General features: G+C 66.5%; 19 protein-coding genes and 1 tRNA gene. 15 read left to right on the plus strand and 5 right to left on the minus strand.

The features are described 5' to 3' along the window. Positions 1 to 240 precede the first annotated feature (240 nt). The 5 genes from ACO06P_RS19110 (at position 241) to ACO06P_RS19130 (ending at position 5,732) form a co-directional block, all read left to right on the plus strand. Positions 241 to 1,512 (plus strand): ABC transporter substrate-binding protein, encoded by a 1,272-nt coding sequence (locus tag ACO06P_RS19110; RefSeq protein WP_420346818.1) that lies wholly within the window; start codon positions 241 to 243, stop codon positions 1,510 to 1,512. Positions 1,513 to 1,697: 185 nt separating this feature from the next. Further along, the gene (locus ACO06P_RS19115; RefSeq protein ID WP_299398427.1) at positions 1,698 to 2,582 is read left to right on the plus strand and encodes a carbohydrate ABC transporter permease; all 885 of its coding nucleotides are present in this window, start codon (positions 1,698 to 1,700) and stop codon (positions 2,580 to 2,582) included. Beyond that, complete coding sequence (locus ACO06P_RS19120) at positions 2,579 to 3,460, plus strand: carbohydrate ABC transporter permease (RefSeq protein WP_299398424.1); 882 nt, start codon at positions 2,579 to 2,581, stop codon at positions 3,458 to 3,460. The genes ACO06P_RS19115 and ACO06P_RS19120 overlap by 4 nt, the downstream gene beginning before the upstream one ends. Before the next feature lie 16 nt (positions 3,461 to 3,476). Further along, a complete protein-coding gene (locus ACO06P_RS19125) occupies positions 3,477 to 4,577 on the plus strand; it encodes an ABC transporter ATP-binding protein (RefSeq protein WP_420346819.1) in 1,101 nt (366 codons plus the stop codon). Positions 4,578 to 4,697: 120 nt separating this feature from the next. Beyond that, positions 4,698 to 5,732, plus strand: coding sequence for an oxidoreductase (locus ACO06P_RS19130; RefSeq protein WP_420346820.1), 1,035 nt, complete (start codon positions 4,698 to 4,700; stop codon positions 5,730 to 5,732). Between the two features lie 379 nt (positions 5,733 to 6,111). Here ACO06P_RS19130 and ACO06P_RS19135 read toward each other — a convergent pair. Both ACO06P_RS19135 and ACO06P_RS19140 read right to left on the minus strand, forming a co-directional pair. Further along, positions 6,112 to 6,205: transfer RNA gene (locus ACO06P_RS19135), tRNA-OTHER, on the minus strand. 137 nt (positions 6,206 to 6,342) lie between these two features. After that, positions 6,343 to 6,867 carry a hypothetical protein gene (locus ACO06P_RS19140; protein WP_420346821.1) on the minus strand — a complete coding sequence of 175 codons (525 nt, stop codon included), beginning with the start codon at positions 6,865 to 6,867 and terminating at the stop codon, positions 6,343 to 6,345. 706 nt (positions 6,868 to 7,573) lie between these two features. Here ACO06P_RS19140 and ACO06P_RS19145 point away from each other — a divergent pair. Beyond that, positions 7,574 to 10,318: a cation:proton antiporter gene (locus ACO06P_RS19145; RefSeq protein ID WP_420346822.1), complete on the plus strand. Its 2,745-nt coding sequence runs from the start codon at positions 7,574 to 7,576 to the stop codon at positions 10,316 to 10,318. Positions 10,319 to 10,539: 221 nt separating this feature from the next. Here the strand turns inward: ACO06P_RS19145 and ACO06P_RS19150 are convergent, their stop codons facing one another. Next, positions 10,540 to 11,517 (minus strand): hypothetical protein, encoded by a 978-nt coding sequence (locus ACO06P_RS19150; protein WP_420346823.1) that lies wholly within the window; start codon positions 11,515 to 11,517, stop codon positions 10,540 to 10,542. A gap of 282 nt (positions 11,518 to 11,799) precedes the next feature. On the opposite strand from ACO06P_RS19150, the gene ACO06P_RS19155 reads away from it, so the two are divergent. From ACO06P_RS19155 to ACO06P_RS19165, 3 genes are all read left to right on the plus strand, one after another. After that, entirely contained in the window at positions 11,800 to 12,435 is a 636-nt protein-coding gene (locus tag ACO06P_RS19155) for a GNAT family N-acetyltransferase (protein ID WP_420346824.1), read from the plus strand. Between the two features lie 213 nt (positions 12,436 to 12,648). Then, entirely contained in the window at positions 12,649 to 13,275 is a 627-nt protein-coding gene (locus ACO06P_RS19160; protein WP_420346825.1) for a LysE family transporter, read from the plus strand. 176 nt (positions 13,276 to 13,451) lie between these two features. Then, the gene (locus ACO06P_RS19165; RefSeq protein ID WP_420346826.1) at positions 13,452 to 13,991 is read left to right on the plus strand and encodes a hypothetical protein; all 540 of its coding nucleotides are present in this window, start codon (positions 13,452 to 13,454) and stop codon (positions 13,989 to 13,991) included. Between the two features lie 96 nt (positions 13,992 to 14,087). On the opposite strand, the gene ACO06P_RS19170 is transcribed toward ACO06P_RS19165, so the two are convergent. Next, positions 14,088 to 14,807 carry a GntR family transcriptional regulator gene (locus ACO06P_RS19170; RefSeq protein WP_420346827.1) on the minus strand — a complete coding sequence of 240 codons (720 nt, stop codon included), beginning with the start codon at positions 14,805 to 14,807 and terminating at the stop codon, positions 14,088 to 14,090. 336 nt (positions 14,808 to 15,143) lie between these two features. Here ACO06P_RS19170 and ACO06P_RS19175 point away from each other — a divergent pair, with 336 nt between their 5' ends. The 6 genes from ACO06P_RS19175 (at position 15,144) to araD1 (ending at position 21,283) form a co-directional block, all read left to right on the plus strand. Further along, positions 15,144 to 16,163, plus strand: a complete 1,020-nt coding sequence (locus ACO06P_RS19175) for a TRAP transporter substrate-binding protein (protein ID WP_420346828.1) — start codon at positions 15,144 to 15,146, stop codon at positions 16,161 to 16,163. Positions 16,164 to 16,254: 91 nt separating this feature from the next. Beyond that, positions 16,255 to 16,794: a TRAP transporter small permease gene (locus ACO06P_RS19180; protein ID WP_420346829.1), complete on the plus strand. Its 540-nt coding sequence runs from the start codon at positions 16,255 to 16,257 to the stop codon at positions 16,792 to 16,794. Next, a complete protein-coding gene (locus ACO06P_RS19185; RefSeq protein WP_420346830.1) occupies positions 16,791 to 18,074 on the plus strand; it encodes a TRAP transporter large permease in 1,284 nt (427 codons plus the stop codon). Before ACO06P_RS19180 ends, ACO06P_RS19185 begins: the two co-directional genes overlap by 4 nt. A gap of 8 nt (positions 18,075 to 18,082) precedes the next feature. Next, positions 18,083 to 19,090, plus strand: a complete 1,008-nt coding sequence (locus ACO06P_RS19190; RefSeq protein WP_420346831.1) for a PdxA family dehydrogenase — start codon at positions 18,083 to 18,085, stop codon at positions 19,088 to 19,090. An 11-nt stretch (positions 19,091 to 19,101) separates the two neighbouring features. Continuing rightward, entirely contained in the window at positions 19,102 to 20,271 is a 1,170-nt protein-coding gene (locus tag ACO06P_RS19195; protein WP_420346832.1) for an L-rhamnonate dehydratase, read from the plus strand. Between the two features lie 13 nt (positions 20,272 to 20,284). Next, on the plus strand, positions 20,285 to 21,283 hold the full coding sequence (gene araD1 / locus ACO06P_RS19200) for an AraD1 family protein (protein WP_420346833.1): 999 nt from the start codon (positions 20,285 to 20,287) through the stop codon (positions 21,281 to 21,283). Between the two features lie 139 nt (positions 21,284 to 21,422). Here the strand turns inward: araD1 and ACO06P_RS19205 are convergent, their stop codons facing one another. Then, on the minus strand, positions 21,423 to 23,000 hold the full coding sequence (locus ACO06P_RS19205) for a trimethylamine methyltransferase family protein (protein ID WP_420346834.1): 1,578 nt from the start codon (positions 22,998 to 23,000) through the stop codon (positions 21,423 to 21,425). Positions 23,001 to 23,066 lie beyond the last annotated feature (66 nt).

Here is a 23,066-nt window from a genome sequence, read left to right on the forward strand (position 1 = left end):
CCGGCCGCAGGCGGCCATGCGAATTCCTCGCGACTATACCTGTATCGTTACAGATGACAAGGCAGGTTGTCGGCCTGAGGGGCGAGGTTTAGCGAAGTCCATCAAATTTATTTCATGATTTCAGATATATAAAGCGCGATAGAAAAGTTCATCTAGGTCGCCTGTTGACGGCCTTGAGCTGTAACGTTACAGATAAAGCAGATGCGAATGTCATCGCGCAGAAGAACTGGGAGGACCCAAATGACCCGATTGACCCTGAAGCTCACCACGAGCTTCGTTGCCCCCGGCCTCGTGGCCCTGGGCCTTATCGCGGCTGCCCCGGCGGTGCAGGCGGAAGACGTCGAAGTCCTGCACTGGTGGACCTCGGGCGGCGAGGCGGCCGCACTCAATGTTCTGAAGGAAGACCTGGAAGGCAAGGGCGTCGGCTGGCAGGACATGCCCGTGGCCGGTGGCGGCGGCGAGCAGGCGATGACCGTGCTGCGTGCCCGGGTGACGGCCGGCAACGCGCCCACTGCCGTGCAGATGCTCGGCTTCGACATCCAGGACTGGGCGCAGGAAGGCGCGCTGGCCGACCTGAACACCGTGGCCGCCGAGGAGAACTGGGACACCGTGGTGCCCGCCGCGCTGCAGCGCTTCGCCAAGCACGACGGCAAGTGGATCTCGGCACCGGTGAACGTGCACTCGACCAACTGGGTCTGGGCCAACAAGAAGATCTTCGACGAACTGGGCATCGCCCAGCCGACCTCCTGGGACGAACTCATTGCCGCCCTCACCAAGATCAAGGACGCGGGCTATGTTGCCGTTGCCCACGGCGGTCAGGCCTGGCAGGACGCGACCATCTTCGACGCCGTCGTCATGAGCGTCGGCGGGCCTGAGTTCTACAAGGCCGCCTTCATCGACCTCGACCCGGATACCCTGGGCGGTGCGCAGATGGTCGAGGCCTTCGAGCGCATGGAAACCCTGCGCGGCTTCGTCGACGAGAACTTCTCCGGGCGCGACTGGAATCTGGCCTCGGCCATGGTGATCGAAGGCAAGGCCGGTGTGCAGTTCATGGGCGACTGGGCGAAGGGCGAGTTCCTGAAGGCCGGCCTGACCCCGGATCAGGACTTCCTCTGCTTCCGCTTCCCGGGCACCCAGGACACGGTCACCTTCAACTCCGACCAGTTCGCCATGTTTTCGGTCGGGGAAGAGCGCCGCGACGCCCAGGTGAAGCTGGCTTCCTCGATCATGGCGCCGTCTTTCCAGTCGGCCTTCAACGTGGTCAAGGGTTCGGTTCCGGCGCGCACCGACGTTTCCGATGCCGACTTCGACGCCTGCGGCAAGAAGGGCATGGCCGAACTGGCTGCGGCCAGCTCCTCCGGCACGCTCTTCGGCTCCATGGCCCACGGCCATGCGGCGCCGGCGGCGGTGAAGAACGCGGTCTACGACGTGGTCACCGCCCACTTCAACGGCGAGTTCGACGCCGCGACGGCCGCCGAGGAACTGGTCAACGCGGTGGACGGCGCCCAGTAGCGCCTGCAGGACCGCCTGAAAAGACCTCCCATGCTGTGACGGCGCCCGGATCTGAAACCTGACTCAGGTTCGGGCGCTGCCTTTTTTGTGGGACAGTTGTTTTCTGGGCCATTCAGTTTCTGGGCCATTCAGTTTCTGGGCCAGTCAATTTCTGGGACAGTTATCCGGGGCCGACCGTCTTCGCCATGCCGACCCGCCTGCGCACCACCGCCCAAGATCTGCTGCCGAAGCTCGTGCTCTCGCCCAGCTTCGTGCTGATCCTGATCTTCGTCTACGGCTTCATCGTCTTCACCGGCTACCTGTCCTTCACCGACTCGCGCATGCTGCCGTCCTTCGACCTGGTCGGCTTCGCCAACTACTTCCGGCTTTTCGGTCTGCGCCACTGGTCGACGGCGCTCTCCAACCTGGCCATCTTCGGCATCCTCTACATCGTCATCTGCACGGTGATCGGGCTCACCCTGGCGATCTTCCTGGATCAGAAGATCCGCGGCGAGGGACTGCTGCGGCCGATCTTCCTCTACCCCATGGCGCTCTCCTTCATCGTCACCGGGACCGCCTGGAAATGGTTCCTCGATCCCGGCATCGGCCTGGAGAACGTCATGCATCTCTGGGGCTGGGAGTCCTTCGAGTTCCGCTGGATCAAGGACCGCGACATGGCGATCTACACCATCGTCATCGCCGCCGTCTGGCAGTCCTCCGGCTTCGTCATGGCGATGTTCCTGGCCGGCCTGCGGGGCATCGACAACGAGATCCTGAAGGCGGCGCAGATCGACGGTGCCACCGCCTGGAAGCTCTACCGCCGCATCGTCATTCCCATGCTGCGCCCGGCCTTCCTCTCGGCCTTCGTGGTCCTCGCACACCTTGCGATCAAGGCCTATGACCTGGTGATCGCGCTGACCAACGGCGGGCCCGGGCGGGCGACCGAACTGCCGGCCACCTTCATGTACTCCTACACCTTCACCCGCAACCAGATGGGCGTCGGCGCCTCCTCGGCGGTGATCATGCTGATCATGATCGCCTCCATCATCATTCCCTACCTCTACAGCGAACTCCGGGAGAAGAAGGCATGAGCGTGGCCACCAGCGAGGTCGCCCTGCGCACAGGCGCGCTGACCCGCGCGGCGATCTATGCCGTGCTGATCCTCTTTGCCGTCTACTACCTGCTGCCGCTTTTCGTCATGCTGGTGAACTCGGTGAAGCCGCTGGAGGAGATCCGCTCCGGCAACATGCTGGCCCTGCCGGAGGTCTTCACCATCGCGCCCTGGGTCAGTGCCTGGGGGGAGGCGCAGATCGGCGTGCAGCCCACCGGCCTTGCGCCATACTTCCTCAACTCCATCCTGATGGTCGTGCCTGCCGTCATCATCTCCACCTTCCTCGGGGCGCTGAACGGCTATGTGCTGACCAAGTGGCAGTTTCGCGGCCACCGCATCGTCTTCGGACTGATGCTGTTCTCCTGCTTCATTCCCTTCCAGATCGTGCTCATTCCCATGGCGCGCATCCTGGGCACGCTGGGCATCGCCGGCACCACCTGGGGCTTGGTGCTGGTGCACGTGGTCTATGGTCTCGGCTTCACCACGCTGTTCTTCCGCAACTACTACGATGCCTTCCCGAGCGAGCTGATCCGCGCCGCCACCATCGACGGCGCCGGCTTCTTCCGCATCTTCCGGCGCATCCTGCTGCCGTCCTCCGGGCCGATCATCGTGGTGACGGTGATCTGGCAGTTCACCAATGTCTGGAACGACTTTTTGTTCGGGGCCTCCTTCGCCGACTTCGACAGCCAGCCGATGACCGTGGCCCTCAACAACCTGGTGTCGTCCTCCACCGGGGTGAAGGAATACAACGTCCACTTTGCCGGAGCGATCCTGGCGGCCCTGCCGACCCTGATCGTCTACATCGTGTCCGGCCGCTATTTCGTGCGCGGGCTCATGGCCGGCGCCGTCAAAGGCTAAGCCTAGGGGTTTGACCATGGCCTTCCTGGAAATCCGCGACCTGCGCAAGTCGTTTCATTCTGTCGACGTGCTGAAAGGCATCGACATTGCCATCGAGGAAGGCGGCTTCCTCGTGCTCGTCGGCCCCTCGGGTTGCGGCAAGTCGACCTTGCTGAACACCATCGCCGGGCTGGAGTCCATCACCTCGGGCGAGATCCACATCGCCGGGCGTCCGGTGAAAGATCTGCATCCCTCGCAGCGCGACATCGCAATGGTGTTCCAGTCCTACGCGCTCTATCCCAACATGAACGTCGGCGAGAACATCGCCTTCGGGCTGGAGATGCGCGGCGTGCCCAAGGCCGAGCGCGAGGCCGCCGTCGCCCGGGTCGCCGACATGCTGCAGATCCAGCACCTGCTGAAGCGCCGGCCCGGCCAGCTTTCCGGCGGCCAGCGCCAGCGTGTCGCCATGGGCCGCGCCCTGGTGCGCGAGCCCCAGGTCTTCCTCTTCGACGAGCCGCTCTCCAACCTCGATGCCAAGCTGCGTGTCGACATGCGCACGGAGATCAAGAAGCTGCATCAGTCCCTCGGCACCACCATCGTCTATGTGACCCACGATCAGATCGAGGCCATGACCCTGGCAACCCAGATCGCGGTGCTGAAGGACGGCATCCTGCAGCAGGTCGGCACGCCGGAGCAGGTCTACTCAAACCCCGCCAACATCTTCGTCGCCGACTTCATGGGCTCGCCCACCATGAACCTGATCCCGGCCAGCCTGCAGGCGGTCAACGGCACCGCCTCGGTGCAGATCGGCGACTTCAGCCTGAAGATCGATCAGCCCTCGGAGGCACTGCGCGCCCACAACGGCCGCGACATCGTCTTCGGCGTCCGGCCGGAGGACGTCACCGACGTCTCCAGCGCCGACCGCTCGGCCCGCGCCATCGAGACGGTGGAATGCGGCATCGACGTGGTCGAGCCCACCGGTGCCGACAAGTTCGTCGTCACCCGCATGGGTGCGAAGGAGGTGACCGCGCGGGTGCGGCCCAGCGAGCGCATCGCCCCCGGCGACAAGGTGCCGCTCGCCTTCAACATGGACAAGGTGCACTTCTTCGATCCGCAGACCGAAATGCGGATAAGTTAAGGTGTTTGTGTTTCGGCGCCGGCCCGCTCCCCCTCCCGGCCACCCAACGCCAGTATCCTATGGGTGGCCGGGAGGGGGAGCGGGCTGGAACCGCCTCGAGTTCGGAGAACGAGAACCAATATGGCTTTGAAAGTCGGAGTGGTCGGCTATGGCCTGGCCGGCAAGGTGTTTCACGCGCCGCTGTTTCCGGCGGCGGGGATGGACCTGGTGGCGGTCGCGTCTTCCGATGCCGCCAAGGTGCAGGCCGATCATCCCGGCGTGACGGTCCACCCGACGCCGGCGGCACTTTTCGCCGATCCCGATGTGGAGCTGGCGGTGCTGGCAACGCCCAGCCCGACCCATGCCCCGCTGATGCTGGAGGCGCTGGCCGCCGGCAAGCACGTCGTCTCCGACAAGCCCTTCACGCCGACGGCGGCGGAGGCCGAGCAGGTGATCGCGGCCGCCGCCGAGGCCGGACGCATCGCCACCTGTTTCCAGAACCGGCGCTGGGACTCCGACTTCCTGACCCTGCGCAAGCTGATCGACGAAGGCGCGCTGGGGGAGATCAAGAGCTACCGCGCCCATTTCGAGTTCTACAAGGGCGAGGTGGCGGACCGCTGGCAGGAACGACCGGCGCCGGGCGTCGGCATCCACTACGATCTGGGCGCCCACCTCATCGACCAGGTGCTGCAGCTCTTCGGCCTGCCGGACTGGGTGGAGGGCGACCTGGTGATCCAGCGCCAGGGTGGGGAGATTCCCGACGGCTTCCACGCCCGCATGGGCCACGGCGCTCTGCGCGTCGACCTCTTCGCCAACTACTATGCGCCGGATCATTCCACCCGCTATGCGGTGCATGGCAGCAGGGGCTCCTACATGAAGCGCTTCATGGACATCCAGGAGGATCAATTGCGCGCCGGCATGACGCCCCTGGACGACGGCTACGGCGTCGAGCCGCAGGACCGCTGGGCGCGGGTGACGACCTACGACGGCGGCGCAGCCAGCAGCCGCTTCGAGCCCAGCATCCCCGGCGCCCATCACCGGTTCTACGCCCTGCTGCGCGAGGCCATCGAGACGGGAACCCCGCCGCCGGTCCTGGCCGAAGAGGCCCGCGACACCATCCGCGTCATCGAAGCCATCGCCGAGTCCAGCAAGACAGGTAGGCGGGTCGCGCCCTAGGTCGCCACGATCCCGCCCGCCGCTCCCACCGTCACCCCGGACTCGAGCCGGGGTCCATGGTTGAGTTGGGCTGGGTCTTCGCGCCGGAGTTCTCTCGGGCGGGCGGCTCGAAGCAGCCACACTGTCACCCCCACCCCAGCCCTCCCCCATCAAAGGGGGAGGGGGTGAGATGTATCGGGGACTCCCGGGGGTGTCCGAAAAAGCCAGCATCGGGTTTGAGGGGGCATCGCCCTCCCGGCCTCCCCCATCAAGGGAGGTGGGGAAACGGGTTTGGCCGCCGCTGAGAAGAATCCCCCTCCCCCTCGATGGGGGAGGGTTGGGGTGGGGGTGACTCCCGGTGTTCGTCGTTCTGACTCCGACAGGCCACAATTGGGTAGGGTGGTGGGCGCCCTGGGATTCGAACCCAGCCGTGCACGCTGATCCGGCGCTTTACAGGGGTATAAGCCCCGCCCGCACAACCAGTGCTGACGCCCGCAAGCGGAGGCCCGGGGAGGGCCCCGCAGAAGGGGACGTCAGGCTATTCGGCCGCTGTTGCGCGCGAAGGGCTGCATGCGCAAGACCGAGGCCTTCCGGCGGCCCGGCGCAAGCGGAGGGTTCACGCCCGCGCGGCTCACTCGCAGTCCGCCGCGTGCGCGGGCTTTTGCCAGCCGACCGGCCAGAGCGCCAGTAGCCCCGGCACCGCGTCCATCTCTGCGTGAACGGCATAGCAGGTGAGCCGCGGGTAGTTGTTGCTGTCGTTGGTGTAGTGACAGCGCAGCATCCAGTCGCCGAGGCTGCCGACCAGCGGCGCCGCGCCTTCGCGGGTGGAGGTGTTGAACGTCAGGCCGCCGTTGCCGGCGCGGCATGCGTAGAGAACCATCTGGCCGTCCCGCGCCGAGATCTGCAGCCAGTCGGACAGGGGCTCGCCGGCGGCCCCGGGTGCCCGCCCGATCACCTCGTAGGTGCCGGCGAAGTATCCCGGCGGCGGCCCCTCCTTGTCCGGGGTCTGGGCCTGGCCCATGGCCTGGGCCGGGCCGCCCCTGAGGGAGCCCAGAACGACGGCAGCCAGAACGAGGGCAGCCGGAAGCAGAAGGGCAAGGCCGGGGAGCGGGGCCGGCAGAAGGCGCGCCGAAGGGGGCCGGGCTGTGGTGTGCATGAGAACCTCCAGCAGGGTGCGGCGCTTTGGCCAGCCTAGTTTAGGTCGTTGAGGATGGGGAGAGGGTTCAATCCCTAAAGTTGAACGCAGAGGGGCCGGCGCGCCTCACCCCCCGTCACCCCGCGACTTGGTTTCCCCCTCTCCCCGTGCACCCCCTCCCCCTTGATGGGGGAGGGATGGGGTGGGGCCCGGTGACGGATGTGGCGGCACCGCCCTCCGGCGCGGACCGGGCAGGCTCTGTTCCGGGTCGCGCCGCTGGTCCCCCTCACCCAGCTCCGGCTAGGCTCGGCTGTCGCCTTACCAAGCCTGCGCATCGCTCTCCCACGGAGGGGAGAGGGTTTAACTGCGTGCGCCGTCTTGGATTTCCCTCTCCCCCGAGTCTCATCAAAAGGGGGAGAGGGAGGGGCCCGCGAAGCGGCAGGGTGAGGGGGGACTCCGTCGCCCTCTCTTCACCCCCTCCCCTTGATGAGGGAGGGATGGGGTGGGAGTCTAGATCCTTCAGCGCGATGCGGATCCGGCTGGTGCTGCTCCTCGTCGAAAGCGCGGAGAGCCCGCCGTCGCAAGATCATCCGGCCAAAACGCTGTGACTTCCCGTCGAAACGGACTATTCCCCGCCTCCAACCGTCTCCCTCTTACGTAAGTCCTTCTAAGGGGCTTCCCGCGCCCCATCACCCCGTCAGCCGCGTTTCGGTGTAAGGTTCTTTCCATGGGCACGACCGAGATCGTTCTCACCACGGCGCTCCTGCTGATCGTCGTCGCCAGCGTGCAGCCGCTTGCGCGGCGCAGCGGGCTGCCCTTTACCGTGGTGCTGGCGGTCGCGGGCGTCCTGATCGGCGTGGCGGCGGGCTGGCTGCAGAGCCATCGGGTGACCGAACAGCTCGACCAGGTGGCCGAGGCGGTGGTCGACATCCCCGTCTCCTCCTCGCTGTTCCTCACCGTCTTCCTGCCGATCCTGCTGTTCCAGGGCGCCGTCACCATCGACGCGCGCCGCCTGATGCAGGACATCGCCCCGGTGATCCTGCTGGCCGTGCTCGCCGTGGTGGTGGCGCTGGGGCTGATCGGCGGCGCGGTCTGGCTGGTGGCGCCCATGCCGCTGGCGGTCTGCCTGCTGTTCGGGGCCATCGTCGCCACCACAGACCCCTCCGCCGTCATCGCGCTGTTCCGCGACCTCGGCGCGCCGGCGCGGCTCACGCGGCTGGTGGAGGGCGAGTCGCTGCTGAACGACGCCACCGCCATCGCCGCCTTCACCGCCCTGCTGTCGGTCATCCTGACCGGGCGCGACCTGGACTTCTGGTCTGTCTCCGAGGCCATGCTGGTGGGCCTGCTGGGCGGCGCGCTGGCCGGCTTCCTCGCTGGGCGGGCCGCCGCCTGGATGCTCGAACAACTGCGCTTCTACCGCGCCGCCCAGCTCACCATTGCGGTGGCGCTGCCCTATGCGGTCTATGTGGTCTGCGAGGACTACCTCGGCGTCTCCGGCGTTACCGCGGTGGTGGTGAGCGGGCTGGTGCTCTCCGCCGTCGGGCGCTCGCGCTTCCAGGCGGAGACCTTCCGCTTCTTCCAGGAGACCCTCGAACAGCTCGCCTTCTGGGCAACCTCCCTGGTCTTCCTGCTGGCCGCCCTGCTGGCGCCGCGCATGCTGGCCGACGTGACCGCGCTGGACCTCGTCTACCTGCTGGTCGCCGTGGTGGCGGCGCTGGCTGCCCGCGCGGCGATCCTCTTCGGTGTCTTCCCGCTGCTGTCGCTCGCCCGCGTGACGCAGAAGATCAACACCCGGACCAAGACGGTGATCATCTGGGGCGGCCTGCGCGGCTCCGTCACCCTGGCGCTGGCGCTGGCGGTCACCGAGAACTTCTTTGTCGACCCAGAGGTGAAGCGCTTCATTGCCATCCAGGCGACCGGCTTCGCGCTCTTCACGCTGCTGGTGCAGGGAACGACCCTGAGCCCGCTGATGCGCTACCTCGGCCTCGACCAGCTTTCCGCCATCGACCGCGCCTTCCGCAGCCAGGTGCTGCAGCAGTCGCTCTCCAGCGTCGGCTCGAGCCTGCGCGCCTTCGCCGGGCGCTACGAGCTGGAGGACGAACTGGTCGATCAGGCGATCCGCCCCTACAACCAGCGCCTCTCCCAGGTCGCCGAGGACGACTCCTTCGCCGAGGCGATCTCCGACCGCGACCGCCTCTCGGTCGGCCTCATTGCCCTGGCCAACCAGGAGAAATCCCTGCTGCTGCAGCAGGGCTGGAGCGGCGGCCTGCGCTCCACCCTGGTGGACCGCTACCTGCTCTCGGTGGAGGCGATGATCGACGCCGTGCGCGCCCAGGGGCGGCTCGGCTACCTGCGCGCGGCACGACGTCCGCACCGCCAGACCCGCTGGTTCCGCTTCATTTCCTGGCTGCACTTCCGCTTCGGCGTCAACCGCCCGCTGGCGCTCTACCTCGGCCAGCGCTTCCAGTTCCTGCTGATCAACCGCATCATCATCCTGGAGCTGATCTACTTCCTGGAGTTCCGTCTCGCCGGCTTGCTGGGCGACCGCCTGACCGAGGTGCTGGGGGAGATCGTCAACCTGCGCCTGGAGGACGTGGAGCGCCACATCGCCGCCCTGCGCCTGCAGTATCCGAACTATGCCCGCGAACTGGACCACGAGGTGCTGGAACGTTACGCCTACCGCGAGGAGCTGGAGCAGATCGACCAGCTGCGCAGCGCCGGCATCATCAGCGAGGACCTTGCCCGCGACCTGAGAAGCGGGGCCGGCAGCGTCCATGCCAGCCGGCGGCAGCGCGCCCGGGTCGACTTCAAGGCGACGACGCCGGAACTGCTCCACGCCTTTCCGGTTTTCGCCGCCCTGCCGGAGGCGGAACTGGGGCGCATCGCCAAAAAGCTGCAGACCCGCGTGGTGGCGGACGAGGCCTATGTCTTCCGCCGCGGCGACCGCGGCGACGGCATGTACTTCATCGCGTCAGGCGCGGTGGAGATCCGCGTCGGCGAGGAACAGCACCGCCTGGGCCGCGGCGACTTCTTCGGCGAGATGGCCCTGCTGGACCAGCGCCGCCGCTCCGCCGACGTGCGGTCCATCAGCTACTCCCACCTGCTGTTCCTGCCCCGCGCCACCTTCGAGGAGATCGCCGACCTCGTGCCGCGCTGGCGCTCCCAGCTCGCCGAGGTGGCTGCCGCGCGGCGTGCGATGAATGCGGCCCCCATGGATGAGGCGGCGGCAGGCGAAGAGCCTGCGGGCGAGGAGAGTGTCCCAGGCGAAGCGGCCAGCGCCGAAGAGAAGAAGGCGGAAGCGCCGCCGGCGGCGCAAGGAGAGGGCGGGCAGCCTGAGCGGCCGGAGAACGAGGGATCGGAGAAAACGCCCGATGAAACGGCTGCGGCTGATGATGAGAGCGGCGGACAGCCCAGCGCAGAGATCGTCAAGCTGCCGGGCGCCTTGAAGACCCGCGACAGCGACGGCGGCTAGAGCCGTCCCCCTCACCCAGCTTTGGCTAGGTTCGCTGCGCTCACCAAGCCTGCGCAACCCTCTCCCACCAGGGGAGAGGGGGTTCTCAGGAGGGGAGAGGTCTTTTGGTTCCCCCTCCCCCTTGATGGGGGAGGGATGGGGTGGGGGTGAACACCCGGTGGGGATGAGCACCCTGTGAGGCTGCGCATCGGGTGATGCCGCAGCGCGCCCCTCAGAAACCCTCAGAGATAGGTGTCCTTCGGGTGGATCATCACCTCGATGGACTCCGTGGCGCCGACGAAGTAGCGCACGCGCAAGAGGATCGCGCCCTGCTCGATGGCGATGGGCTCGGCGCCCTGGTCGGCGGCGGCCGTGGCGCTGTCGATGGCCTTGGTCATCCAGGCCTCGGCGCCGGCCCAGCCCGGGAAGACGTTGCGCACCAGGGCCAGGGCATAGCCCCGGTTGTCCGCCGTCGCCTCCGGGTGGTCGTCCTGGCGCAGGGCGTAGTGGTAACGCAGGCCGATCACTTCGTCGGCGGATCCCAGGGTTTCCAGTTCGCCATGGGCGTTGTCGGTGAAGAAGCGGTCGCTGATCCAGCCGTCGCCGCCGTAGAGGTTGCCCATGCCTTCCTCGCGCTCGGGAAAGGCGCTTTCGAGGCCGCTCAGCAGTTGGGCGAGGCCAAGGCCGAGGCTTTCGGCGTCGGTGTCGCCGACGGCCACCGGCATCACCGTCACGCGGACCCGGCCCGCGGCATGGCGCACCGCGATCCAGTAGCCCTCCGCCGTCTCGCTGATCTCGGCACCCTCCGGGTCCTTCTCCGCCTGCACGACCATGCGGCGGACCCAGCGCTTGCCCTCGCGCCAGCCCGGCAGGGCGTTGCGGATGATCATGCCGGCCCACTGGCGGCTCTGCTGGCGCTCGCCGTCCACGCTGGGATCGTAGGAAAAAGCGAAGCCGCGCACCGCCTTCGGCGGACCGAGGGTCTCCAGCACCGCCGAGGGATTGGTCGAGGCCAGAAGGTCGCTCTGCAGACTGTCGGCGGAAGTGAGGCTTCCCCCGTCCTTGAGGATCTGTGGGAAGCGCTTCTCCAGCTTCTTGACCAGCTGGCTGACGGTGAAGCCCGGAGCCGGCGCCGCGGTCTCGGCCACCGCCTGAACGGAGCCGATCAGCGCGGCGAGAATGACGAGAAGGGGTGTGAGGTTCTTGATCAGATCGGCCATCGGTTTGCCCTTTTTCGCGGACACTGCCGGAGGGCAGGCCCATAGTCCCGCTCTGGGTCGTGCCCGGCCGGCAAAGGGTTCAAGGCAAAGGGTCAAGGCGGTCCCGGCTTCCGGCGCCGCTCCGGTTGGGGGGTGTTGCATCGCTTCGCCGCATGCTTACGTAACTTCCTTTAAGCCCGGCCCTGTGAGCCAAGCGGCCCGGAGTTTCGCCGGGCGGCCGTCCAATCCCAGCCGCGCCCCCCAAGCCGCGGGCCCTGTGCGGGCCTTCGTGAAGGAAAGCCGATGCACGACGTTACCTCCTCCAAGCCGCCGGCCGCAGCCTCTTCCTCGGCACAGTACAGGGACGCGCGCGTCGGCGATGCGCGCGCCATCGCCCGCCTCATCGAAATCGCCGGGGAGGGGATTCCCGGCTTCCTGTGGTCGGAAAGCGCCGCCCCCGGCCAGGATCCGCTCGACTACGGGACCGAGCGGGCGGCGCGCGAAGACGCCAATTTCTCCTACCGCAACGCCGTTGTCGCGGAGAGCGCCGCCGCTGTGGTCGGCATGCTGCTGGGCTACCGGCTGCCGCAGCCGAGCGCGGAGGACCTGGCGGCCCTGCCCGACATTCCGCCGCTGCTGCGCCCCCTGGTGGACCTGGAGTACCAGGTGCCGGGCAGCTTCTACGTCAACGCCCTGGGTGTTTTCGAAGAGCAACAGGGCCGCGGGATCGGCAGCGCGCTGCTGGCCATCGCCGGTCAGCGGGCCCGTCAGGCCGACTGCAGCGTTCTCAGCCTGCAGGTCTTCGCCGAGAACGCGGGTGCCTGCCGCCTTTACCGGCGCCACGGCTTTCAGGTGGTCGACCGCCGTCCCATCATCGCGCATCCCTGCTACCCCTACAGCACGGAGGTGCTGCTGATGACCCGGGCGGCGCCGGAGTAGGGGCCCAGATAAGCCCACGGGCAGGCGTTCCCGGTCTGCCTGCGCCGGCCTGCGCCTGCGGGGGAGATCTTGCACACCATGCGGTGGTAAGATCTTTGGGTTAGCCCCAAAGCGCTTGCGCCCGGTCTTGCACGGCGTTGCGGACTCGGCAAGAATTGCGGAGCCGCACCCGCCGGTGGTTCTGCCGGTCTTTCAACGAGATCTTCCGACCCTATGGAAAACCTGTCGACCCTCCTCAGCATCGCGCTGATCTGGGGCATCGCCGCTGCGACCCCCGGCCCCAACTTCTTCGTCGCCGTGCGGACCGCCGCGGCCCACTCGCGCCGGCTCGGGCTCGCGGTGGTGGCCGGGATCGTCAGCGGCACCTTCGTCTGGGGCCTTGCCGGGTTCTTCGGCATCAGCACGCTGTTCGCGCTCGCGCCCTGGCTCTACGCCGTCCTGAAGCTCTTGGGCGCGCTCTACCTGACCTACCTGGGCGTTCGCCTCATCCTCGCCAGCTTTCGCCCGGCGTCCCGGACCGCTTCGGCGGCCCTCGCGCCCTCGCCCAAGGGCTGGCAGGGCTGGCGTCTCGGCCTGATGACCAACCTCGCCAATCCCAAGACCGCGGCCTTCGTCACCAGTCTCTTCGCCACCACCATGCCGGCGGAACCGAGCCTGCAGATGGGCCTTGCCGCCGCAGGCGTGATGGTCGGGGTGTCGCTGCTGTGGTACGGCGCGGTGGTCTTCGTCTTCGCCACGCCGGTGATGACCCGCTCCTACACGCGCATGACGGCACTGATCGACCGCATCGCCGGCGGCATCTTCATCCTCTTCGGCGCCAAGCTGGCCCTCGACCGCTAGCGGGAGCCGCCCGGCACTGCGCGCCTCACCTTGATGCAGTGCATGCGGCCGGGGCGTCGTGGCTTCGTTCGGAAAATTCGATCAAAGGCTGCGGCGCTGTTCCGTTGCATCCTGCGGCTGCGGGGCCACCTCTCGAACACGCATAGTGTTTCGAACGATCTGGGATGAACAAAGACATGAGAATCAAGAGAGCGGCTGCCGCAGCGCTCGTTGTGGGTCTGACAGCGTCCATGGGCGCCACCTCATTGGCCGCGGCGACGATCACGGAAGACGAGGTGACGGCGGCGCAACAGGCCTGGGCCGAGGGTATCGTCGGAATCGGCCAGACCTACCTGGATAAAGGCGACTACCGGGCGGCAGCGTCCCAACATATCCGGGAACTCTATGCCTACGAACAGGGGGGCGTTCTGTTCAAGCCGACACTGGCGCGCGAGGATCAGTTCCGTGAGACCTTCGATGAGGCGCTGTCCTATTTCGTCGGCGGCGGCATGGAGGAAGACTCCGGCTTCGCCATCAAGCCCTGGCTGCAGGTGCGCTTCGGCGAGCGCCAGATGGTGATCAACGGCGAGTCAGCCTTGGCCATGGGCAACTACTACTTCACCCCCGCCGACTCCGACGTCGAGACCAAGGTCGAGTACACCTTCGGCTATATCCGCGACGAAGACGGCAGGCTGCGCATCAACCTGCATCACTCTTCCCTGCCGTTTCAGAACTAGAGATTCTCCGAAAACGATTGCGGCGGCCCGCAGCGCGGCGCTTCTCACGCCAGGCCGGTATCCGGCAGGTGTCGGAATGCTGCCGGCTGCGGGTCGCTAGCTGCCTGCGTTCTCGCCTGGCTCGTCCAGCCCCTCCCTCACATTGGCCCAGGTGCTGCCGAGGTGGCTGCGCAGGATCTGCGAAAGAGCCGCACCGTCGCGTGCCCGAAGCGCCGTGAGGATCGCTTCGTGCTCCTCGATGGCGACGTCCCACTTGGTGTTGCGGCTGTTGGAGCGGTAGCGCACGCGGTAGAGCTGCGCGTTGATGCGCCCGTGGGTCTCGATCAGGCTGGCGTTGCCGCTGATTGCGACGATGGCCTTGTGGATCTGTTGATTGACCTTGAAGTAGGCAAGACGGTCCTTGCGCGCGTAGGCTGCCAGCATCTCGTAGTGCAGGGCCTGCACCTCGGCAATGTCCCGGTCGCTGGCGCGCGCGCAGGCGAGTTCCCCCCCCAGGGCCTCCAGAACACCCAGCACCTGCAGCAGATCCTGCACCTCCGCCGGGTCCGGCTTGGCCACAACCGCGCCGCGGTTGGGAAACAGCTCCACCAGGCCCTCGGTGGCCAGGATCTTCAGCGCCTCGCGCAGCGGCGTGCGGGAAACCTGTAGCGTTTCAGCCAAAGCCCGCTCGCGGATCCGCTCGCCTGCCGGCAGTTCGTCCTGGGCGATCATGTCCCGCAGCCGGTTGGTGACGCTCTTGGTCAGCGGTTCGCCCGGAGATACCTCGCCCGAAAGCGCCTTGTCCGCCGCAGCGTCCGGCGCCCTTTCAAGCGTCATATCCTCACTTGGAGGGTCTTCGTTCATTGCTCTCGGATCGCCAATCCCGGCCGCTTTTTGGAAGCCTGTTCTAGAGGCTTATGCCCTTTGCGTCCAACGGTCTGAAAAATGGTATGCCATTTTTCTTTCAAGGCCCAGCGAAATTCCCTGTCCTCGTCCGGCGCGTCCCTTCAGAAAAAAGATCCCCATTATATTATTGTTTTAAATATAGAAAAATGAAGACGATCCCATCCCCGCGCCTGACGGTCACGGAAAGATTGACAGCGCGCCGCCGATAATTTTGTATACCATTTATAAATCAACAATCCGATCACTCGGAGATACGGGAGGAAGGCTATGAAGCCACTGACACACCCGGTCCTCAAAGGACTGGTTTCAAAACACTTGGTCGCGGGCGCAGCAGCCCTTGCCCTGGTCGCCGGCGTTCCCGCCGCGCCCGTTTCGGCTGCGGACGAGATCATCTTCGGTATCTCCGCGCCCACCGGCTCCCTCCAGCAGCGCACCGCGGCGGAGTTCACCCGCCTCGCGAACAAGCGCCTGGACGGCAAGGCCACGGTGAAGCTGTTCGACTCCGCTCAGCTCGGCAAGGACAAGGAGCTGATGCAGAAGCTGAAGCTGGGCTCGGTCCACATCGCGCTGCCGTCGTCCATCATGTCTTCGGTGGCCGACGAGTTCGGCCTCTTTGACATGCCCTTTCTCGTGAAGGACCGGGCCCACCTGGCGCGCATCGAGAACGAAGTCTTCTGGTCGCAGGTTGCGCCGACGGCGGAGGCCAAGGGCTACAAGGTTCTGGCGCTCTGGGAGAACGGCATCCGCCACATCAGCAACAACCTGCGTCCCATCAACACCCCGGAGGACTTAAAGGGCGCGAAGATCCGCACGCCGAAGTCCAAGTGGCGGGTGAAGATGTTCACAGAGTGGGGAGCGAACCCCACACCGATGTCGTTTTCGGAGGTCTTCGTCGCCCTGCAGACCGGCGTGATCGAAGGCCAGGAGAACCCCTACACCAATATCTGGTCGGCCAAGCTGTCGGAGGTACAGAAGTATCTCTCGGTCACCGGCCATGTCTACTCGCCGGCCTATCCCAGCATGGGCAAGGCGGTCTACGACAAGATGGATCCCGAGGTGCGCAATGTGCTGGAGCAGACTGCCCGGGACGTGGCCGTCTGGGCGCGCTTCACCGGTGCAACAGGCGATGAGGACTTTCAGCAGAAGCTGGTCTCGGCCGGCATGGCCCTGAACGTGGCCGATCGAGAGTCCTTCGTTGCAGCTTCCAAGCCGATCTATGCTGAATTCGCCTCTGAGGTGCCCGCGGGCGAAGCGCTGATCGACGCCGCCTTGGCGTTGGCGGACTAGCCCCGCAACTTGCCGTACCTCGATCACCCCCGGCCCCTTTAAACGGGGCCGGGGGTCTTCTCTCCCTGCCCACGGATGATGGAAGAAGGGCATGGCTCTCGCTGCACGGATTCTGCACCGCATTCTGGAAGTCATCACCATCGGCCTGCTCATACTGCTGGCAGTGCTCGTGATTGCGGCCGTGACCTTTCGTTACGGACTGAACGCCTCGCTGCCCTGGTATGACGAAGTGGCATCGGTCCTGCTGGCCTGGATCACCTACTATGGCGCTGCCCTGGCGGCGCTGCGGCGCGGTCACCTCGGGTTCTCGGGCCTCGTGCTCAGCCTGCCGCCGCTGCCGCGCCAGGCGCTCTTTGTCCTCGCCGAACTGGTCGTCTACGCCGTCTTCATCTCCATGGCCTGGGCCGGCTGGGTTGTGCTGCAGGTCATGGCCGGCGAGTCCCTGGTCGCGCTGGATTGGGTGCCGCTGCAGGCGACCCAGTCGGTCGTGCCCATCGGCTGCGCGCTCTTCATCCTGGCGCAGGCCCTTTCGACACCGGCGGCCTGGGCGCGCAGCCTGGCGGGGCGCGACGCCGAGGCCGAGGAGATCGAGGCCGAGATTGCCAAGGCGGAGCGGGAGGCGCGGCGATGACGGCTGTGCTGATCCTCGTCGGCCTTCTGGCCCTCATCCTCATCAACGTACCCATCGCGGTGGCGATCTGTGCCGTCGCCCTGGTGGGGATGGTGGCGATGAACGGCGAACTCGGGCTCTACAACGCCGCGCTCACGCTCTTCGATGGCGCGACCTCCTTTCCTCTGATTGCCATTCCCCTGTTCATTCTGGCGGGCGCGCTGATGAACACCGGCGGCATATCGCGCCGGCTCATCGCCTTCGTCTCGGCGCTGGTCGGCTTCGCCCGCGGCGGCCTTGCAATGGTCAACGTCGGGGTTTCGCTGTTCTTTGCGGAGATCTCGGGCTCGGCCGTCGCCGACGTGGCCGCCATCGGCTCCGTGCTGATCCCGGCGATGAAGAAGCGGCGCTACAGACCGACTTTCGCCGCGGCCGTGACCTCTTCCTCCGCCTCGCTGGCGATCATCATTCCGCCGTCGATTCCCATGATCCTCTATGGCGCCATGGCCGACACCTCGATCGTTCAGCTCTTCGTCGCCGGAATCGTTCCGGGCCTGCTCGGCGGCTTTGCCATGCTCTGCCTCTGCTATTGGTTTGCGGTGCGCTACGACCTGCCGCGCGAGGAGGCCTTCTCCCTGCCGCGCCTGAGGGCCGCGGCGCGCGAAGCCTTCTGGGCGCTATTGCTGCCGATCATCATCCTGGGCGGCATTTTCGGTGGCATCGTCACCGCCACGGAGGGCGCGGGTCTGGCAGTCCTGGCCGCGCTTCTCATCGGCGGCGTGATCTACCGCGAGCTGCGGCTCAAGGATCTCTACGGCGCCATGATCGAAGGTGTGAACCAGACCGCAGTGGTGATGCTGCTGGTGGCCACCTCCGCGGTCCTGGGCCTGCACCTCACCGAGATCGAGCTGCCGCAGAACCTGGCCCGCGCCATCACCGAAGCCACCAGCAATCAGTATGTCGTCCTGATTCTTCTCAACATCCTGCTGCTGGTTCTGGGCATGTTCCTGCACGGGGCGGCGGCGATCATTCTCGTCGTGCCCATCGTGCTGCCCCTTATCCACGCCGTCGGTATCGACCCGGTGCACTTCGGGATCATTCTGACCCTGAACCTTGCCATCGGCCAGCAGACGCCGCCGGTCGCCAGTGTTCTCGTCACCGCCTGCTCCATCGCCAAGACGGATATCTGGGCGACGACCCGTACAAACCTGGCCTTCATCGTTGTGCTGGCGGTGATGGTTCTGCTGGTCACCTACGTGCCGGCCATTCCCATGACCCTCGTTGAACACTTTTACCGATAGGACCCGATATGAAACCCAAGATCGCCGTGGTGCAGGGAGACGCAACGGGCATCGGCCCGGAACTGATGGCCAAGCTTCTGGCCCATGCAGAGGTACGCGAAGCCGCGGACATCCTGGTGCTTTCCGACCGCGGTGTGTTCGAGGCGGGCTGCGCCGTGGCGGGCGAGGACATTCCGGTTCGCCCCGTTTCTGCGCCGGAGGAGGCGGATTGGTCGGAAGGCGATATCAATCTCCTCGACCTGCCGGACGAGGCTGTGCGGGATGTTGCACCGGGTGTGGTTTCCGCCGCGGCCGGCAAGGCCGTGCTGAACTGTTTCGGCAAGGCCCTCGACCTCTGCAAGGCGGGTCTGACTGACGGTCTTTGCTTCATGCCCTTCAACAAGGAGGCTATGCACCTTGCCGGTCTCGGCGAAGAGGACGAGAGCCAGTGGGCGCGCGTGCGGGTCGGCGAGCGCAGCCGGGTCAGCGAGTTCAACGTCATCGACGGCATGTGGAACGCGCGGGTCACCTCCCACGTGCCCTTGCGCGAAGTGGCGGAACGGTTGTCGCAGGAGGAGATCGTCGCCTCGGTTAAGCTGGCCGACCGGACCCTGAAAGAGGCCGGCTTCGCCCGCCCCAAGATTGCGGTCGCCGCGCTCAACCCCCATGCCGGCGATGGCGGCAAGATCGGGCGGGAGGAGATCGAGATCATCGCCCCGGCGGTGGAGCGCGCAAGGGCGCTGCAGATCGCTTGTGACGGTCCTTTTCCTTCGGACACGCTCTACATCAAGGTCCGCGACGGCGACTACGACTGTGCGGTCAGCATGTACCACGACCAGGGCCAGATCGCGATCAAGCTTCTCGGCTTCCATATGGGTGTCTCGGTCCTGAGCGGCCTGCCGTTTCCGATGACCACGCCGGCCCACGGAACGGCTTTCGATATCGTCGGCCGGAACCGCGCCAACGTGGAGCCGACGCGCCGGGCCTTCATGATGTGCGCGCGGATGGCCGCCAACCGCCGTGATCGGGCAGCCTGAGGCCACATGCTATGAAGATCACGAACGTCCGGACGCGGGTGCTGCAGTGGAAAGGCAAGACCGTCCCGCCGCAACCGCATTTCTGCACCAACGCCTCCGACGTGCTCTATGAGCGCGGCGACGCCATGGGGTCCTTCCGCTTCCACGAGTGGCTGGTCTGCGAAGTGGAGACCGACGACGGCCTGGTGGGCATCGGCAACGCCGCATTGGCGCCGCAACTGGTGAAGCACACCATCGATCTTTACCTGGCGCCGCTTGTGATCGGTGAGGACCCTTTTGACTACGCTTACCTCTGGGAAAAGATGTACCGCCGTACCCTGGCCTGGGGCCGCAAGGGCGTCGGCATGACGGCGATCTCCGCCCTCGACATCGCCATTTGGGACCTGATGGGAAAGGCGGCGGGCAAGCCGGTCTTCAAGCTGCTCGGCGGGCGCACCAAGGAGAAGATCCCGGCCTACGCCTCCAAGCTCTACGCCGACGACATCGGCGCCATGCAGGCCGAGGCCCAGCGTTATGTCGATCAGGGCTTCTCCATGATGAAGATGCGCTTCGGCTGGGGCCCCAAGGACGGGCCGCAGGGGATGCGCGAGAACATCAGGCGCGTCGAAGCCCTGCGCGAGGTCATCGGCTATGACCGCGACCTCATGCTGGAATGCTACATGGGTTGGACCCTGGACTACGCCAAGCGCATGATCCCGCGCCTTGCCCCTTTCGAGCCCCGCTGGCTGGAGGAGCCGGTGATCGCCGACGATCTGCACGGCTATGCCCAACTGAACGCCATGGGCATCCCCATTTCCGGCGGCGAGCACGAGTTCACCCTCTTTGGCTTCCGCCAGCTGCTCGATCGCGGCGCGGTCAGTGTCATCCAGTACGATACCAACCGGGTCGGCGGCATCACGGCCGCGCAGAAGATCAACGCCCTGGCCGAGGCGCATCAGGTGCCGGTCGTCCCGCATGCCGGCCAGATGCATAACTACCACCTGACCATGGCGAACGTGAACTGTCCGATCTCTGAGTTTTTTCCGGTCCACGACGTCGAGATCGGCAACGAGTTGTTCTACTACGTCTTCCGCGGCGATCCGGAACCCGAGAACGGCTTCATCGATCTTGACGACGACAAACCCGGTCTCGGACTGGAAATTGCCGAGGATGCCCTCGGCGATTTCGCCGTGATCGAATAAGGGGGGAGCGGCTATGCGATTGGTCCAGTTTATCTCTCGAAAGGATCGCCGGTCGGTCGCGATCGCCGAAGACGGCGGCGCGGCGCTGCGGCTGCTCGGCGGCGTCGAACGGGTCTACGATCTTGCGCAGATGGCCATCGAGCAGGGAAAGGACCTTGCCGTTCTGGTGCAGGACCTGGCCACTGCCGAGACCGAGGACTACGACGCCGTGGTGGCGGAGCGCCGCCTGCTGGCGCCGCTGGATCATCCGGACGATGCGCACTGCCTCATCACCGGCACCGGTCTCACCCACCTCGGCAGCGCCGATGCCCGTGATTCCATGCACAAGACGGTTGCCGAGGCAGGGGAGGCGGCGCTCTCCGACTCCATGAAGATGTTCAAATGGGGCCTGGACGGCGGCAAGCCCGCCGCGGGTGCCGTCGGCGTGCCCCCGGAATGGTTCTTCAAGGGTGACGGCGGCATCGTCGCGCCGCCGGAGCAGCCTTTCGGCATGGTCGACTTTGCCGAGGACGGCGGCGACGAGGCGGAACTGGTCGGGCTTTACCTGATTGCCCCGGACGGGACGCCGCGGCGCATCGGGTTTGCGCTCGGCAACGAGTTTTCCGACCACGTCATCGAGCAACAGAACTATCTCTATCTCGCCCACTCAAAGCTCAGGCCCTGTTCCTTCGGGCCGGAGCTGCTGCTCGGCGCTGCGCCGGAGGATATTCAGGGCACAGCCCGCATCCGGCGCGGTACGGAGGTGATCTGGGAGAAGCCCTTCGGCACCGGCGAGGCCAACATGAGCCATACCATCGCCAACCTGGAACACCATCACTTCAAGTATCCGCAACACCGGCGGCCCGGCGATGTCCATGTGCACTTTTTTGGGGCCGCGGTGCTCAGCTTCGTCGACGGCGTTCAGCCGCGGGACGGCGATGTCTTCGAGATTGAAGCCCCGCTCTTCGGCCGCCCCCTGCGCAATCCGCTGACGATGAAGGGCAGCGGTTCCGCCGCAGTGACGGCGCTCTAAGGTAAAGCAGTGAAGCGTTTCCGTACCCTTCGAGACGGCCCTTCGGGCCTCCTCAGGGTGAGGTGGAGTGTGTAATGAGTGCCCTCATGCTGAGGAGACCGCGCAGCGGTCGTCTCGAAGCATGCGGTCGGAATATGCTTCAGCCGCCCATCTTCTCCTGCGCCAGCTTGATGTCGAAGGCGGCGCGTACGGCGGCGTCGACCTCTTCCGCCACATGGCGCGGGAAGATCTCCGCCAGGATGCGTTCCTTCTCCGCCGTCGCGCGGGCCAGCAGGTCGGGGCGTCCGTTCTCGTCCCATTCCTTGGGGGAGGAGCGGTCGCCGAGTTCGGGATAGACGTACTCGCTCTGCATCAGGCCCAGGGTCTGGCTGTGGCCGAGGTAGTGGCCGGGGCCCTCCAGGCAGACCTGGCGCATGGCCTCGATCGAGACCGAGTCCTCCGTCACCTCGATGCCGCGCACGCAGCGCAGGCACTGGCCGATCATGTCGTTGTCGATGATCAGGCTCTCGAAGCAGAAGCCGAGCAGGGAGCCGTGCATCCCGACGGACTCGTAGACCATGTTCAGCCCCGCCAGCCCGGCCATGACATCGGTGATGCCCTTTTCGTAACCCGACTGAGCGTCGGGCAGCTTGGCATCGGCCATGCCGGCGGCGGAGCCCCCGGGCAGATCGTAGAACTGGGCCATCTGGGCGCAGGCGGCGGTCAGCAGCGCCTGTTCGCCGGAGCCGCCGGACATCGCCCCGGTGCGCAGGTCCGAGACGAAGGGCCAGGTGCCGAAGATCGCCGGATGGCCGGGGGCGATGGCGTTGACGTAGACCAGCCCGGCCAGGCATTCCGCGACGGCCTGCGTCACCGCCCCGGCGATGGCCGCCGGCGCCGTCGCCCCGGCCTGCCCGGCGGAAAGCAGCAGCACCGGCATGCCGCCGCGGATGCAGGCCTCCATCACCTCGCAGGACTCGGTGGCGAACTTCAGCGGCGGCACGACAAAGCAGTTGGTGTTGGAGACGAAGGGCCTGTCGCGCCAGGCCGCCTCGCCGCCGGCGAAGAGGTGCAGCATCTCCAGCGCCTTTTGGGCCCGCGCCACCGAGGTGAAGGAGGTGCCGATGTGCTTGGTCGTGCCCTGGACGCAGGCATAGACGGTGTTGAGGTCCAGGTCCGTCGGGTCCTCCAGGTCGCGGGCGACCATGGGGCGCTGGAAGAAGTGGATGTTGTCCAGCGTCTGCGCGATGCGCGCGGCATCATAGATGTCCTGCAGGGTCGATTCCCTGTAGCGGCGCTGCGCCACGTCGACCAGATGGACCGCCGCGCCCGCCGTGCCGTAGTAGACGCGGCGGCCCCCGGGGTTGATGTCCTGGGACGGGTCCTGGGCACAGAGCGTCACGTCGCGGTTGGCGGCGGCCAGGGCATCCTCCACCACGGCGGGCGGAAAGCGCAGCCGCCCGTCGTCGCCCAGGGTGGCGCCGGCCAGGGTCATGGCCTCGATGCCCGACGGCGGCGCGTCGGCCAGGCCGATCTCCGCCAGCACCTTCAGCGCGCTTTCATGAATGCGCTGCATGGCGCGGTCGTCCAGAGGGCGGTAGCGCCCGCCCTCCAGCCCGCCGCGCACCGGGCGGATGTCCTCGGCCAGCGGGGCCGCGCGCAGGGCCTTGCGCGCCTCCCGGCCGCCGCCGCGGCGGCTGCGGCGCTTGCGGGGCGGTTCGCTTGCGGATGCGGTCATGGGCCCAATCCTCCCGGGCTAAAGTCTTTCCGGCCGGTTTCCCCGCGAGCCGCTCTTCAAGGCGCT

It is taken from the genome of Pelagibius sp. (assembly GCF_965227505.1).
Taxonomy (GTDB): domain Bacteria; phylum Pseudomonadota; class Alphaproteobacteria; order Kiloniellales; family Kiloniellaceae; genus Pelagibius.

Coding starts and splice junctions, on each gene's coding strand:
- ACO06P_RS19165 (WP_420346826.1), top strand. CDS start 13,452: ATGAGAATCAAGAGAGCGGCTGCCGCAGCGCTCGTTGTGGGTCTGACA.
- ACO06P_RS19145 (WP_420346822.1), top strand. CDS start 7,574: ATGGGCACGACCGAGATCGTTCTCACCACGGCGCTCCTGCTGATCGTC.
- ACO06P_RS19110 (WP_420346818.1), top strand. CDS start 241: ATGACCCGATTGACCCTGAAGCTCACCACGAGCTTCGTTGCCCCCGGC.
- ACO06P_RS19155 (WP_420346824.1), top strand. CDS start 11,800: ATGCACGACGTTACCTCCTCCAAGCCGCCGGCCGCAGCCTCTTCCTCG.
- ACO06P_RS19120 (WP_299398424.1), top strand. CDS start 2,579: ATGAGCGTGGCCACCAGCGAGGTCGCCCTGCGCACAGGCGCGCTGACC.
- ACO06P_RS19205 (WP_420346834.1), bottom strand. CDS start 23,000: ATGACCGCATCCGCAAGCGAACCGCCCCGCAAGCGCCGCAGCCGCCGC.
- ACO06P_RS19170 (WP_420346827.1), bottom strand. CDS start 14,807: ATGACGCTTGAAAGGGCGCCGGACGCTGCGGCGGACAAGGCGCTTTCG.
- ACO06P_RS19140 (WP_420346821.1), bottom strand. CDS start 6,867: ATGCACACCACAGCCCGGCCCCCTTCGGCGCGCCTTCTGCCGGCCCCG.
- ACO06P_RS19130 (WP_420346820.1), top strand. CDS start 4,698: ATGGCTTTGAAAGTCGGAGTGGTCGGCTATGGCCTGGCCGGCAAGGTG.
- ACO06P_RS19180 (WP_420346829.1), top strand. CDS start 16,255: ATGGCTCTCGCTGCACGGATTCTGCACCGCATTCTGGAAGTCATCACC.
- ACO06P_RS19115 (WP_299398427.1), top strand. CDS start 1,698: ATGCCGACCCGCCTGCGCACCACCGCCCAAGATCTGCTGCCGAAGCTC.
- araD1 (WP_420346833.1), top strand. CDS start 20,285: ATGCGATTGGTCCAGTTTATCTCTCGAAAGGATCGCCGGTCGGTCGCG.
- ACO06P_RS19125 (WP_420346819.1), top strand. CDS start 3,477: ATGGCCTTCCTGGAAATCCGCGACCTGCGCAAGTCGTTTCATTCTGTC.
- ACO06P_RS19175 (WP_420346828.1), top strand. CDS start 15,144: ATGAAGCCACTGACACACCCGGTCCTCAAAGGACTGGTTTCAAAACAC.
- ACO06P_RS19185 (WP_420346830.1), top strand. CDS start 16,791: ATGACGGCTGTGCTGATCCTCGTCGGCCTTCTGGCCCTCATCCTCATC.
- ACO06P_RS19150 (WP_420346823.1), bottom strand. CDS start 11,517: ATGGCCGATCTGATCAAGAACCTCACACCCCTTCTCGTCATTCTCGCC.
- ACO06P_RS19195 (WP_420346832.1), top strand. CDS start 19,102: ATGAAGATCACGAACGTCCGGACGCGGGTGCTGCAGTGGAAAGGCAAG.
- ACO06P_RS19190 (WP_420346831.1), top strand. CDS start 18,083: ATGAAACCCAAGATCGCCGTGGTGCAGGGAGACGCAACGGGCATCGGC.
- ACO06P_RS19160 (WP_420346825.1), top strand. CDS start 12,649: ATGGAAAACCTGTCGACCCTCCTCAGCATCGCGCTGATCTGGGGCATC.